Here is a 13,594-nt window from a genome sequence, read left to right as displayed (position 1 = left end):
GCTGCGGCGGGCTTCGTCGTTCAGTCCTCGAGCCCGCGGCGTCGGAGGAGCGGCTCGATGACCGCGTCGCGTCCACGGAAGTCGCGGTAGGCCTCCAGAGGATCCTTCGAACCGCCGACCCCGAGGAGCTTGGTGCGGAAGCGGTCGCCGTTCTCCCTCGTCAGTCCGCCGTTCTCCGTGAACCAGTCGACGGTGTCGGCGTCGAGCACCTCGCTCCAGATGTAGGAGTAGTAGCCGGCGTCGTATCCACCCGAGAAGGTGTGGGCGAAGTACGTGCTCGCGTAGCGGGGCGGGACGGCCGGATTGTCGAGTCCGGCGGACCGGAGTGCCGCCGCCTCGAACGCCTCCACATCGTCGACCCGGTCTTCTGCACCGATGCTGTGCCACGCCTGGTCGAGCATCGCCGCTGCAAGGTACTCGCTCGTCGAGAAGCCCTCGTTGAACCCCTCGGACGCCTGGAGCTTCGCCACCAGTTCCTGCGGCATCGGCTCGCCGGTCTCGACGTGCCTGGCGTAGCCGGCGAGCACCTCGGGCCACAGCATCCACATCTCGTTCACCTGGCTCGGGAACTCGACGAAGTCCCGGAAGACGTTCGTACCGGAGAACCGCGGGTACTCGACCTCGGCGAAGAGACCGTGCAGCGCGTGGCCGAACTCGTGGAAGAAGGTCGTGACCTCGTCGAGGCTCAGCAAGGTCGGCTCACCCTCGGCAGGCTTCGGGACGTTCAGATTGTTGACCACGACGGTGGGCTGGTCGAGCAGGCGGTTCTGGGAGATGAGCGCGTTCATCCAGGCGCCGCCGCGCTTGCTGTCGCGGGTGTACAGGTCGAGGAGGTACAAGCCGAGGCCGGAGCCGTCCTCGTTCCAGACCTCGAAGACACGGACGTCGGGGTGGTAGCCCTGGAGATCGGTCCGTTCGGCGAAGGTGATGCCGTAGAGCTTGGTCGCTGCGGCGAACACCCCGTCGAACAGGACTCGCTCCGCTTCGAAGTACGGGCGCATCACGCTGGTGTCGACATCAAACCGGTCGATCCTGACCTGTTCGGTCGCGAACGGCCAGTCCCAGGCCTCGACGGTCTCGAGACCGGTGACCCGCTCGAGCTCGCGCTGTTCCCGATCCGCGTTGCGGGCGGCGGGGATCGCCAGACGGGAGAGGAGCGCTGCGACGGCCTCCGGGGTCCCCGCGGTCTGGTCCGCGGTGACCACCGCTGCGTGCGACGGGAATCCCAGAAGTGCGGCACGCTCGGCGCGGAGGCGGGTGATCTCGAGGACGAGGTCGCGGTTGTCGTTCGGTCCGCCGTGCGTGCCGCGAGCACGGGAGGCCGTCATGATCCGCTCGCGGACGCCACGGTGCGTCAACGACGACAGCACCGGATGGCCGGTCGGGAGGACGAGGGTGACGAGCCAACCGTCGAGGCCTCGCTCGGCGGCCGCTTGGGCCGCGGCGGAGATCTCGCCCGCACTCAGGCCGTCGAGCTCTGCGGCATCGGTGAGGTGGACAGCGAGCTCGTTGGTGTCGGCCAGGAGCTGCTTCTCGAACCGGGTGGTCAGTGTCGAGAGGCGGAGATTGAGGTCGGAGAGCCGCTGCTTCTCCTCGGCGTCGAGACCGGCGCCCGCGAGCGTGTGTTCGCTGTACACGCGTCGGACCAGGTAAGCCGCCTCGGCCGTCAGCTGGAGGTCGTCGAGATTCGCGTGGACCGCCGCGATCCGCGCGTACAGCGCGGGGTCGAGCCTGATCGCGTCCTCGTGGGCGGACAGCTGCGGAGCGAGCTCCTCTTCGAGTTCATTGGTGAACGCGGAGCTGTCCGCCGAACTCTGATTGAAGAAGACCGCTGCGACCCGCCTGAGGATCGCGCCGCTCCGTTCGAGCGCGACGAGCGTGTTCTCGAAGGTCGGCGCGTCGTCCTGCGCGGTGATCGCCGCGATCTCGTCGAGTTGCTGCGCGAACCCGGCGGTGAAGGCGGGGCGGAAGTGCTCCTCGCGGATCTCGCCGAACGGCGGCAGCTGATAGGGGAGTGTGCTCGGCTGGAGGAACGGATTCGTGTGTGATTCCATACCTCACCCTATCCAGCGTGCCGGGGAGGAGGCTCAGTCCTCGTCGTCGTCGTCGTCGTCGTCCGGCCGGGTGAGGCTGACGGATCCGTCCGCGTGCTGCCGGATGGTCGTACCGTCGTCGAGCTCGACCACGGGCCGGCGCTCGAGCCAGGTGAGGGTCCAGCGCCACGAGGACGTGTCGACACCCTGCGCGAGCAACTCCTGCTCCTCAGCGGCGATGGCCGTCTGCACCGGCGTCGGCACGTTCTCCGGTGGCTTGGCGCCGACGGCCCAGCGGGTTCCGAGTTGCATCACGGCTCCAGGTCGTAGGTGACCCAGCTCGTGCGGGTCGCCAGCTTGTCGTACACGGCCTGGGCGCGCTCGTTGTCGGCGGCGGTGATCCACCGGACGACGCTGTGGCCGTCCGCCTTCGCGAGGTCGCGGACGTGCTCGATCAGCGCGGTCCCGACCCCGCCGGTGCGGGCGTCCTCGGCGACGAAGAGGTCGTCGAGGTAGAGCCCGGTCCCGCCGGCGAGGGCACGGGGGAACACGCGATAGTGGGCGAGCCCGACGAGGGCGCCCTGTGCGTCCTCAGCGACGAGCGCGGTCAACGGGTGGGTCGGGTCGCTGAGCCAGCGCCACACGAGGACGGCCTTCTCGTCGGTCAGGGGGTTGCCGTAGAACTCCCCGTAGCCGGAGTACAGCGCGTGCCAGGCGAACAGGTCGCTCTCGACGGCGGGACGGATGGTGACGCTCATGCGCGTGCCTCCTCGGCGTCGGCCGCCGGCGTGAAGACGATGGCGCCGACCGACAGGACGTCGGCGGTGCGGAACTCGAGGGACTCGATGCGTCCGACGGCGCGGAGGTCGTCTGCGACGAGCGCGAGCAGCTCGATCGATGCGGCGGGTCCGGCGATGACCGCGGAGTCCACCGGGGTCTTCTGGGAAGCCTTGGCGTCGGTCTTCGCGCGCCGGATGCCCGTGAGCGCCTCGCTCGCGAGCTGCAGCACCTGCGGTTCGCCCGCTGCGAGTCCTGCGAACTCCTCGTCGGTCGGCCAGCTGGCACGGTGCACGGAGCCGTCGTGCGTCCAGGACCAGGCTTCCTCGGCCGCGAACGGGATGAACGGGGCGAACAGGCGGAGCAGGGTCGAGAGCGCGATCCGCAGCGCGGCCACCGCCGAAGCCTGCTCAGGGCTCTCCTCGCCGTAGGCCCGCTCCTTGACGAGCTCGAGGTAGTCGTCGCAGAACGTCCAGAAGAACGCCTCGGTGAGCTCGAGCGCGCGCGCGTGGTCGTAACCCGCCAGCGCACCACTGGCGTCGGCGACGGTCTTGCGGAGGACGCTCAGCATGGCGAGGTCGACGGCCTCGGTCACCGGGGCGTCTTCACGACCGGTGAACCCGAGGATGAACTTCGAGGCGTTGAGCACCTTGATCGCCAGGCGCCGGCCGATCTTGATCTGCGTCGGGTTCTGCGGGTCGAAGGCGGCGTCGGTGCCGAGACGGCTCGAGGCCGCCCAGTACCGGACGGCGTCCGAACCGTGCTGTTCGAGCATGGCTGCCGGCGTGACGACGTTGCCCTTCGACTTCGACATCTTCTTGCGGTCGGGGTCGACGATGAAGCCGGACACGGAGGCGTGCTCCCACGGCTTCTGGTCGTACTCGAGGACGCTGCGGAGCATGGTGGAGAACAGCCAGGTGCGGATGATGTCCTGACCCTGCGGGCGCAGCGAGTACGGGAACACGAGGTCCCAGAGCTCGGGGTCGCGCTCCCAGCCGCCGGCGAGCTGCGGGGTGAGGCTCGACGTGGCCCAGGTGTCCATGACGTCGACCTCGCCCATGAACCCGCCGGGCACGCCGCGCTGCGACTCGTCGTAGCCGGGTGCGGCATCGCTGGACGGGTCGACGGGCAGGGTGGCGTGGTCTGGCGCGATCGGCTGGTCGTAGACCGGGTTGCCGTCGGCGTCGAGCGGGTACCAGAGGGGGATCGGCACACCGAAGAAGCGCTGGCGGGAGATCAGCCAGTCGCCGGACAGGCCACCGACCCAGTTCTCGTAGCGCACGCGCATGAAGTCGGGGTGCCACTCGAGCTCCGAGCCGAGTTCGAGGAGGCGGCTGCGGAGCTGTTCGTCGCGGGCGCCGTTGCGGATGTACCACTGGCGGGTCGAGACGATCTCGAGCGGCTTGTCGCCCTTCTCGAAGAACTTCACCGGGTGGGTGATCTGCTTCGGCTCGCCGATCAGGTCGCCCGAGGCGGCGAGGAGGTCGACGACGGTCTGCTTGGCGCTGAAGACGGTCTTCCCGGCGAGCTGCGCGTACGCCTCGAGGCCGGCTTCGGAGGTGATCGCCTCAGGGGCCTCCGAGATGACGCGGCCGTCGAAGCCGAGGATCGCGCGGTTGGGGAGGTCGAGTTCGCGCCACCACACGATGTCGGTGATGTCGCCGAAGGTGCACACCATCGCGATGCCGGCACCCTTGTCGGGCTGGGCGAGGTGGTGGGCGAGCACGGGCACCTCGACGCCGAACACCGGCGTGGTCACGGTCGTGCCGAACAGCGGCTTGAAGCGCTCGTCGTCGGGGTGGGCGACGAGGGCGACGCAGGCGGGGAGGAGCTCCGGCCGTGTGGTCTCGATCTCGATGGTGCCGCCGTCTGGGCGGTGGAAGGAGAGCCGACGGTAGGTGCCCGGCTGCTCCTTGTCCTCGAGCTCCGCCTGGGCGACCGCCGTGCGGAAGGTGATGTCCCAGAGGGTCGGCGCCATGGCCTGGTAGGCCTCACCGCGGTCCAGGTTGCGCAGGAACGCGAGCTGGCTCGCCGTGATCGACTCGTCGCCGATGGTGCGGTAGCTCTGCGTCCAGTCCACGGAGAGGCCGAGCGCACGCCAGACGGCCTCGAACTGCTGCTCGTCCTCGACGGTGAGGCGCTCGCACAGCTCGATGAAGTTGCGACGCGAGATCGGGATCTGGTCGGCGGCCTTGGTGCTCTTGTTGTCGCCACCCTCGAACGGCGGGGTGAAGTCGGCGTCGTAGGGGAGCGTCGGGTCGCACCGGACGCCGTAGTAGTTCTGGACGCGGCGTTCGGTCGGGAGACCGTTGTCGTCCCAGCCCATGGGGTAGAAGACGCGCTTGCCGGTCATCCGCTGGTAGCGGGCGATGACGTCGGTGTGCGTGTAGCTGAAGACGTGACCGATGTGCAGGGAGCCGGATGCGGTCGGCGGCGGGGTGTCGATCGAGTAGATGCACTCACGCGTCGCGCCGTCGCGCTCGAACCGGTATGTCCCCGCGGACTCCCAGGAGGAGCCCCACTTCTGCTCGAGACCTTCGAGGGCCGGCTTGTCCGGGATGCTGGCAGCGGTCATGAGGCGATCTCCTGCTGATATGTGCGGCACCGTGTCTGCGTGCCTGAGTGTGTGGGAACATCCCATGCTATCGCAGGGGAGCGGGAGGACGCCGGACCGCAGGCCGTCATCCTCCGCCGATAGCATCGGACCGTGTCGACCAGAGCCGCCTCCGGCCCCGTGAGAGCCGACCTCCAAGGCCTTCGCGCCGTGGCGGTCTCGCTCGTCGTGGTGTTCCATCTCTGGCCGGGGCTCGTGCCGGGCGGGTTCGTCGGCGTCGACGTGTTCTTCGCGATCTCCGGGTTCCTCATCACGGCGCACCTCCTCGCCGAGGTCGAGCGGTCCGGTTCGGTCCGACTCGGGCGGTTCTGGGCGCGGCGCGCACGACGGCTGCTCCCCGCTGCGCTCACCGTCCTCACCGCGACCCTCGTCGCGAGCTGGTACCTCGCGCCACTCGGGGACCTGCCCCGGTTCCTGCGCGAGATCGCGTGGTCGGGCCTGTACATCGAGAACTGGGCGCTGGCCGGATCCGCGGTCGACTACCTCGCGGCGGCGGATGCTCCGTCGCCCGTGCAGCACTTCTGGTCGCTGTCGGTCGAGGAGCAGTTCTACCTCATCTGGCCGATCCTGGTCCTCGTCGCCGGCTGGCTCGCCGTGCGGTTCGCCCGACGCTCGGCTCCGCCGACGGTACGGCGTCGGGGCGTCGCGATCGCGATCGGACTCGTCTGCATCGCGTCGGCCGCGTGGTCGGTCGTCTTCACCGCGCAGGACCCGTCTCCGGCCTACTTCGCGACGACGACGAGGGCCTGGGAGTTCGCCGCCGGGGGACTGACGGCGATCCTGGTGGCCGAGGGAGCCCGGCGCGGGTGGGCGCTGCGGGCGGGTGCGCGCACGGTCATCGCCTGGCTCGGGTTCGCCGCGATCGGGGCGGCTGCCGTCTGGTATTCGGGGGAGACGCCCTTCCCGGCGTTGACCGCGGCGCTGCCGGTGGGCGGGACGATCGCCGTGATGGCGGCCTGGGCCCCGGACGTCCGGTGGTCGCCGACCGCGCTGCTCGCCCGGGCGCCGATCCAGTGGCTCGGCGACCGCTCCTACGCGGTCTACCTCTGGCACTGGCCCCTCATCGTGTTCGGCGGGATCGTGCTCGCTCGGTCGGCCACCGTCCCCGAGCAGCTCGTCCTCCTCGTCATCACCGGCGTCCTGGCGGAGGTGACGACGCGGTTCGTGGAGCGCCCGATCCGGTTCGGGCGCATCGCCGGTTGGCGGCCCCGACGGGTCATCGGCGCGACCGCCCTCGCGATGAGCGTCCTGTTGGCCGCCTCGATCGGGGTACTCCCCGGTGCCGAGGCGCGCATCGCGGCCGAACAGCAGCGCATCGAGACCCTGGTCGCGACCCCGTCGAACTGCCTCGGTGCCGCGGAGCTCGTCGATGCTGCGGCGTGCCCGCGAAGCGGCGGAGCGCCATCGGACGGTACGGACGGTTCTGGTGGCGAGACCTCGCGCGACGGTTCCTCGGCGTCGCCCGGGGACGAGACCCGCGGGGTCGTCATTCCCGACGCGTCGCTCGCCGACCTCCCGCCGGACCGCTGCATCACCGACATCCGGGCTGCAGCGTTCGAGGTCTGCGCTTACGGCGCCAGCGCGGAGCGGGCGACGAGGACGGTCGCGCTCATCGGGGACTCCCACGCCGAGCAGTGGTTGCCGGCGTTCGCGACTGCTGCCGAGACGAACGGGTGGCGGCTCCTCGTCGCGGCGAAGAGTTCCTGCCCGTTCAGCGACGCCGAGCGCACCGAGCCCGGGACCAGCGCGGCGGTGCTCGCCGAGATGCGCGCCGGGTGCCTGAGCTGGAACCGCGACGCCCTCGAGCTGCTGCAGGACGAACCGGAGATCGACACGCTCGTCGTCTCGGCGCGCGCTCGGAACCCGGTCGTCGCCGAGGGGGACCGCGACTGGCGGGAGGTGGCCGCGGAAGCCTATGCGGAGCGCTGGGCGCTCGTGCCCGCGACGATCGAGCAGATCGTCGTGCTGCGCGACACCCCGACGATGTCGGACGACGTTCTGGAGTGCGTCCGCGACGACGCTGACCCGGAGGACGGGTGCGCCCGGAACCGGAGCGACGCGCTCACGGAGGATCCGCAGTACGAGGCCGCCCTCGCGAGCACCGACCCACGGGTCCGACCCGTCGACCTCTCGGACGCCCTGTGCGCGTCCGATCGGTGCTCGCCGGTGATCGGCGGTGTACTCGCGTACCGCGACCACCACCACCTGAGCTGGGTGTACGCCGAGACCCTCGCGCCCGTCGTCCAGGCGGTGCTGGATCGGATCCCGACGCCGGAGTCAGACGGCGTCGCGCCCTGACGCCGCACCGGGCGCGATGAGGCGCGGAGCGTCGGCTGCGAGTCGGGCGGTGTAGGGGTGGGCCGGGGCGGTGAACACCTGCTCGGCGTCGCCATGCTCGACCACCCGTCCGTGCTGCATCACGGCGACCCGGTCGCTCATGTGCCGGATGACGCCGAGGTCGTGGGAGATCAGCAGGTAGCTCAGGCCGTGGCGTCGCTGCAGCTCGTCGAGGAGGTCCAGGATCCTGGCCTGGACGGTGACGTCGAGCGCGGAGACGGGTTCGTCGAGGATAAGCGTCGACGGTCGACTCGCGAGTGCCCGGGCGATCGCCACGCGTTGCCGCTGCCCGCCAGAGAGCGTCCGCGGGCGCGCGCGAGCCAGCGAGGGATCGAGGCCGACGTCCGCGAGGAGACGGGTGATGTCGCGAGGTGCGGCTTCGCGTCCACGAACGGCGTCGGCGAGGATGGCGTCGACGCGCCAGCGTGGGTCGAACGAGCTCAGCGGATCCTGCGAGACCCAGCCCAGACGGTTCCGTCGTGGACGACGCGCTTGCTCGGGGAGCTCCGACCACGGTTCGCCCTCGAAGAGCACGGCTCCCGACTGCGGCGCCGTGAGGCCGAGTGCGATGCGGGCGAGGGTGGTCTTGCCCGAACCGGACTCGCCGACCACGCCCAGGGTCGTCCCCGGGTCCAGGCGGAGCGAGACGTCGTCGACCGCGAGGATCGCCGAGGCGCCGCGGCCGCGTTCGAAGCTCCGGGTGACGGATCGGAACTCCAGCGCGGGTGCGTCCGATCCGGTCTGCGTCGTCGGGCGGGTGCCCGTCGCCGGCTGTTCTGCCATCGGGGCCGAGTCGACCGCCGGGTCCGCGCTGAGGCGCGTCCCTCGAGCGCGGTCGGTGGGGACCGCGGCGATGAGGGCTCGGGTGTACGGGTGTGTCGGCCCGGTCAGCACCTGCTCGGCCGGCCCCTGCTCGACGACGACACCGTGCTGCATCACGACGAGGTGGTCGGCGATCGACGAGACGACGGCGAGGTCGTGGCTGATCAGGAGGAGGCCCGCGCCGCGCCGCTTGACGTCGTCGAGGAGGCCGATGATGCGAGCTTGGACGGTGACGTCGAGCGCGGTCGTCGGTTCGTCGGCGATGAGGAGGTCGGGGTCCAGTGCGATCGCCGACGCGATGAGCGCGCGCTGGCGGAGCCCGCCGGAGAGTTCACCGGAACGTTGGCCGATGCGGGAAGCCGGGTCGGGCATGCCGACGGATTCGAGGAGTTCGAGCACCCGCCGGGTGCGGGCGGTCCGGTCGAGGTCGGTGCCGAGTCGGAGTGCGTCGTCGATCTCGCGCCCGATCGGTCGCAGGGGGTCGAGTGACACGAGGGCGTCCTGGAGGACGAGTCCGATGCGACGCCCGCGCAGGCGTCGCCAGGCCGATGCTCCGAGTCCGCGGAGGTCGATGCCGTCGAAGTCGAGTCGAGCGGCCGTCACCCGCGCCGATGCGCCGGCGAGGCCGAGGAGCGATCTGGCGGTCACGCTCTTGCCGGAGCCCGACTCGCCGACGATCGCGACGCAGGTGCCGCGCTCGACGTGGAAGGAGACGCCGGAGACGACGGCGTCCCCACTACCGAATCCGACCGTCAGTGCTTCCACCTGGAGCAGTGGAGTGGAGTCGCTCATCGGCCGTCCTCCCGAGATCGGCGCTGGAGACCCCGGCCGAGGACCGTGGTGGACAGGGCGGTCGCGACGATCATCAGACCGGGGAACGCCGTGAGCCACCACGCCGTCGCGAGATACGTGCGTGCTGCGGCGAGCATGGCACCCCACTCCGGCGCGGGTGGTTGCGCCCCGAGCCCGAGGTAGCTCAGGGCGGACGCCCAGACGACCGCCTGTCCGATGCCCAGGGTCGCGAGGACGAACAGCGGGGCGACGGCGTTCGGGAGGATGTGTCGGAACAGGATCCGGGCCGGCCCGTGCCCGAGCACTCGCGCGGCCTCGACGAAGTCGGAGGAGCGGACCTGGAGCAGTTGACCGCGGATGAGGCGCGCGTAGCCCGGCGCCGTCGACAGGCCGACCGCGATCGTCGCCGTGACGGGACCGGGCCCCGCGATGACGATCACGAGGAGCGCGAGCAGCAGGCCGGGGAACGCGAAGAGCACCTCGAGGACGCGTCCCACGGCGAAGTCCGCGATCCGGCCGCCGACTGCGGCGATCGTCGCGAGGACCGCTCCGAGGATCAGTCCGATGGCCGTCGCGGCGACGCCGATGAGGAGCGAGGTCCCCGCACCGTGCACGACCCGGCTCCAGACGTCGCGGCCGGACTCGTCCGTGCCGAACCAATGGGTGAGGGAGGGCGGCGAGAACGCGGCCCGCGGGTCGACCGCCGTCGGTGATGCTGTCGCGAACAGCTGGGGGACGAGCGCACAGCCGAGCAGGAACAGCACCACCGCGGCCGCGACGATCTCGGGTGCGCCGAATCCCGACGACCGGCGCCATCCGCGGCGGATCCGGGCGTCGGGGCTTCCGGATGCCGGGGTGATCGCGAGCCCGCTCATGAACCGGACCGCCGGATCCGGTCGCGTGGATCGAGCAGTTCCGCCGCGAGGTCCGCGAGGAACATGACGACGACGTAGGCCACCGCCGAGCTCAACACCACGCCGGTGACCACCGGGACGTCGCGCACGGTCACCGCTTGGAGCAGTGTCCGTCCGAGACCGGGCCGGGCGAAGATGGTCTCCACCACCACCGCACCGCTGATGAGGTACCCGAAGGCCCATCCCGACAGGTTCACCGCGGGGACGGCGGCATGACGTAGGCCGTGTCTGAGCAGCAGACCGGTCGTCGATTCACCGCGGGCGGCCGCGGAGACGGCGAACGGCGCGCTCCCGGCGTCGAGCAACGGTTCCCGCATCACCTGGGCCAGGAATCCGGCGACCGGGATGGCCAGGGTCAGCACCGGGAGGATGAGACCGACCGCATCACCCGTGCTCACCGGAGGGAGCCATCCGAGCCAGGTGCTGAAGAGCGTGATGAGGACGGTCGCGAGCCAGAACTGGGGGAGCGACGCCGCCACGAGCTCGACGGCCGATCCGAGGGCCGCGGACACCCGCCCACCACGGGTCGACCAGACCGCGAGGCCGAGCGCGAGGAGCCAGGCGACGGCGAGCGACGCCGTCGCCAGCACCAGCGTCCCGCCGAGCTGTTCGCCGAGCACCTGGGCCACCGGCGTGCGGAGGGACGCCGACTCGCCGAGATCCCCCTGGAACAGTCGGACCAGTTGCGCCAGGTACTGGACGAGGAGCGGCTGGTCCAGGCCGTACTGCTCGCGCACCCGCTCGAGCGCTTCAGCCGACGCCTGGGAACCGGGGCCACCGAGATAGGCCTGCGCCGGGTCGCCGGGGATCAGCCGGACGGCGAAGAAGGTGACCGTCGCGACCGCCCAGAGCACGAACACCGCACCGGCCAGACGCGCCCCGATCCGCCCGGCCAGGCGGCGGAGGTCGCGTCCCGAGCGGCCGATGGAGCTCACTCCACGAGCCAGGCGTCCCCGAAGACCGGCGTCGACACCGTCGGCAGCGCGCGGACGCCCTGCAGCGAGGTGCTCAGCAGGAAGTGGTTCTGCTGGTCGTAGAGCGGCAGGATGTAGTAGCCGTCGAGGATGATCTGCTGCGCCTGCTCGTAGAGGAACGCCCGCTCCTCGGGATCGAGGGTGTCGCTCGCCTGCTTCAGGATCTCGTCGAGCGCGGGGTCGTCCAATTGGGCGTGGTTCGCGAAGTAGCCGCTCGGCGCCGGGACGATGCCCGAGGAGTCGTAGAGCACGCGGAGCACGTCCGGTCCCACCTTCGTGTACGGAGCGCTGACGGCCTCGTAGGCGTTGGAGCCGAGCGCCTCGTACCAGCTCGAGAGGTCGAGCAACTCGAGCTGCACGTCGAAGCCGGCGTCACCGGCTCCGGCCTGGATCTGCTCGAAGAGCGACTGCTCGGCCGGGATCGACTGGTTCGTGCTGACGGGGAACCGCACGGTCAGCCGGACGCCGTCCTTCGTCCGCACGCCGTCCTCGTCCTTCTCGGTCCAGCCGGCCTCGTCCAGCAGCTTGTTCGCCGCATCGAGGTCGTAGCCGAACAGGCTCTCGTCGGAGTAAGCGGTCGCCTCAGCACTCGACAGCGGGGAGTAGGAACGCTTCGCCGTGCCGAAGAACAGGGACTCGATGCCGGCGTTCACGTCCGTCGACCGCACGAAGGCCTCACGCACGCGCTGGTCGTCGAACGGCGCCTGTCCCGCGTTCAGCTCGATGCGGTTCGAGGCACCGGGACGTGGTGCGTCCAGGTCGACGATCGTCTTCGAGTCCTTCGCCTGCGCGATCGTGTCTGGCTGCGCGTTGTCGATGATGTCGACGTCGCCGCTCTGGAGTGCCGCGAAGCGCGACGCGGAGTCGGGGATGAAACGCCACGTGATGCCGTCGAGGTACGCCGGCCCGTCGTTCGCGGCGTCGCCCGGTGCCGAGTCGTACGCGTCGTTCCGGACGAGCGAGACGTGGTCCTGCTTCACCCACTCGTCGACGACGAACGGTCCGGTACCGACCGGCGCATCGCAGTTCGCCGCTTCACCGCGGGCGATCCCCGTCGGGGACTCCATCGCCGTCCACGGCTGCGACAACGACTCCAGGAGCGCGCTGTCGGGAGCGGAGAGGATGAACCGGGCCGTCGTGGCGTCGACCGCCTCGACCGACGCGACCTTGCCCACCGCGAGGTAGCCCGTGGACGACTTCGTCGCCGGGTCCTGCAGGTGCTCGATGTTCGCCTTGACCGCCGCCGCGTCGAACGGGGTGCCGTCGGTGAACGTCACGTCCGACCGCAGCGTGAACTCCCAGGTCAGACCGTCCTCCGACGTCGTCCAGGATTCGGCGAGCCACGGGATGATCTCACCCTTCGCGTCTCGGGAGACGAGCGGCTCGAGGAACTGCGCACTCAACAGGGCCTGCGGGTAGTTGCCACCGACGTGCGGATCGAGGCACGTGGGCTCGGCGTCCCCGCTGGCGTAGACGAGCGTCCCGCCGGCCTTCGGCGTGCTCGACGCGGCCGGCGTCCCCGGTGCACACGCTGCGAGCAGGACCGCGAGCGGAACGAGCGCCGCGGCGATGCGCAACGGACGACGCGAGGACGCAGAGCGTCGACGGGTAGGGGAGGGGGATGCGGGCACAGGGACTCCAGAAGGCGATCGACCGGGTGCTGAGGGCCCGGTGGCGGCGTCGGACGAATTATTGGACGCCGTCTCGGAACCAGCATAGAGCCTCAGCACCACGCCCCGACCCCTCGCACGACGGCTAGGCTCACAGGCGGCGGAAGGAGCCCACATGGCACGACCACCGGCACGGAACGCCGTCGGCAGACCCCGACGATCCTCCCGACGCGTCCTCGAGGAGGCGGCCGCCGAACTCTTCCTCGAACAGGGATACCCCGGCACCACCGTCGACCAGATCGCAAGCCGCGCCGGCGTCAGCCGCAACACCTTCTTCAACTACTTCGGCTCCAAGAGCGACGTCCTCTGGGTCGACGTCGACGCCGCGCTCGCCGGACTCGAACGGGCGCTCGCCGCAGGCGGGGACACCCCTGCAACGGACGTCGCCGACGCGATGCCGTCCCTACAAGCCGCCCTCCTGGGTATCGCCGAGGAGCGCTCGAACGGCGCCGTGCCCTGGGCACTGACACAGATCGAGCTGATGGACACCGCGTGGGAGCTGCAGGCGTCCGGTCTCGAACGTCTGCTGCGTCTCCAAGCCGTGCTCCGGGTCTCGCTCGCCCGCCTCGCCGTCCGCGCCGACGAGCTGACGATCCGTTCCGCTGCAGCGGCACTCGCCGGCGCGATCGTCGCCGGCGCCGGGGCCTGGGCGGCCGCAGGT

The 13,594-nt window shown here is 70.6% G+C and carries 10 protein-coding genes; 2 read left to right on the top strand and 8 right to left on the bottom strand.

Features of this window, described 5'->3' with window-relative positions; all coding sequences use genetic code 11:
• Positions 1 to 20 precede the first annotated feature (20 nt).
• Genes IFT89_RS06745 through valS form a run of 4 tightly spaced genes read right to left on the bottom strand, consistent with a single transcriptional unit; the run spans position 21 to position 5,385 of the window.
• Entirely contained in the window at positions 21 to 2,054 is a 2,034-nt protein-coding gene (locus tag IFT89_RS06745) for a M3 family metallopeptidase (protein WP_202938557.1), read from the bottom strand.
• A gap of 33 nt (positions 2,055 to 2,087) precedes the next feature.
• Positions 2,088 to 2,345, bottom strand: a complete 258-nt coding sequence (locus IFT89_RS06740) for a hypothetical protein (RefSeq protein ID WP_202938556.1) — start codon at positions 2,343 to 2,345, stop codon at positions 2,088 to 2,090.
• Positions 2,345 to 2,791 carry a GNAT family N-acetyltransferase gene (locus IFT89_RS06735; RefSeq protein WP_191940915.1) on the bottom strand — a complete coding sequence of 149 codons (447 nt, stop codon included), beginning with the start codon at positions 2,789 to 2,791 and terminating at the stop codon, positions 2,345 to 2,347. Before IFT89_RS06735 ends, IFT89_RS06740 begins: the two co-directional genes overlap by 1 nt.
• Positions 2,788 to 5,385 carry a valine--tRNA ligase gene (gene valS / locus IFT89_RS06730; protein ID WP_202938555.1) on the bottom strand — a complete coding sequence of 866 codons (2,598 nt, stop codon included), beginning with the start codon at positions 5,383 to 5,385 and terminating at the stop codon, positions 2,788 to 2,790. Before valS ends, IFT89_RS06735 begins: the two co-directional genes overlap by 4 nt.
• 132 nt (positions 5,386 to 5,517) lie before the next feature.
• On the opposite strand from valS, the gene IFT89_RS20735 reads away from it, so the two are divergent.
• Positions 5,518 to 7,722 (top strand): acyltransferase family protein, encoded by a 2,205-nt coding sequence (locus IFT89_RS20735; RefSeq protein ID WP_202938554.1) that lies wholly within the window; start codon positions 5,518 to 5,520, stop codon positions 7,720 to 7,722.
• On the opposite strand, the gene IFT89_RS06720 is transcribed toward IFT89_RS20735, so the two are convergent.
• From IFT89_RS06720 to IFT89_RS06705, 4 genes are read right to left on the bottom strand one after another with little or no spacing between them, the layout of a single operon-like run.
• Positions 7,702 to 9,375 (bottom strand): dipeptide ABC transporter ATP-binding protein, encoded by a 1,674-nt coding sequence (locus IFT89_RS06720; protein ID WP_202938553.1) that lies wholly within the window; start codon positions 9,373 to 9,375, stop codon positions 7,702 to 7,704. The genes IFT89_RS20735 and IFT89_RS06720 overlap by 21 nt on opposite strands.
• Entirely contained in the window at positions 9,372 to 10,250 is an 879-nt protein-coding gene (locus IFT89_RS06715; RefSeq protein WP_192005079.1) for an ABC transporter permease, read from the bottom strand. The genes IFT89_RS06720 and IFT89_RS06715 overlap by 4 nt, the downstream gene beginning before the upstream one ends.
• Complete coding sequence (locus IFT89_RS06710; RefSeq protein ID WP_192018083.1) at positions 10,247 to 11,224, bottom strand: ABC transporter permease; 978 nt, start codon at positions 11,222 to 11,224, stop codon at positions 10,247 to 10,249. The genes IFT89_RS06715 and IFT89_RS06710 overlap by 4 nt, the downstream gene beginning before the upstream one ends.
• Entirely contained in the window at positions 11,221 to 12,840 is a 1,620-nt protein-coding gene (locus tag IFT89_RS06705) for an ABC transporter substrate-binding protein (RefSeq protein WP_244650636.1), read from the bottom strand. Before IFT89_RS06705 ends, IFT89_RS06710 begins: the two co-directional genes overlap by 4 nt.
• A gap of 208 nt (positions 12,841 to 13,048) precedes the next feature.
• Between IFT89_RS06705 and IFT89_RS06700 the strand changes: the two genes are divergently transcribed.
• A partial coding sequence (locus IFT89_RS06700) for a TetR/AcrR family transcriptional regulator (protein WP_202938551.1) occupies positions 13,049 to 13,594 on the top strand: 546 nt, incomplete at its 3' end.

Origin of the sequence: Plantibacter sp. CFBP 13570, from assembly GCF_014841395.1 — a bacterium.
Lineage (GTDB): Bacteria > Actinomycetota > Actinomycetes > Actinomycetales > Microbacteriaceae > Plantibacter > Plantibacter auratus.
This window is presented reverse-complemented; position numbering and strand designations above follow the sequence as displayed.

Coding starts and splice junctions, on each gene's coding strand:
- IFT89_RS06745 (WP_202938557.1), bottom strand. CDS start 2,054: ATGGAATCACACACGAATCCGTTCCTCCAGCCGAGCACACTCCCCTAT.
- valS (WP_202938555.1), bottom strand. CDS start 5,385: ATGACCGCTGCCAGCATCCCGGACAAGCCGGCCCTCGAAGGTCTCGAG.
- IFT89_RS06715 (WP_192005079.1), bottom strand. CDS start 10,250: ATGAGCGGGCTCGCGATCACCCCGGCATCCGGAAGCCCCGACGCCCGG.
- IFT89_RS06735 (WP_191940915.1), bottom strand. CDS start 2,791: ATGAGCGTCACCATCCGTCCCGCCGTCGAGAGCGACCTGTTCGCCTGG.
- IFT89_RS06740 (WP_202938556.1), bottom strand. CDS start 2,345: ATGCAACTCGGAACCCGCTGGGCCGTCGGCGCCAAGCCACCGGAGAAC.
- IFT89_RS06720 (WP_202938553.1), bottom strand. CDS start 9,375: ATGAGCGACTCCACTCCACTGCTCCAGGTGGAAGCACTGACGGTCGGA.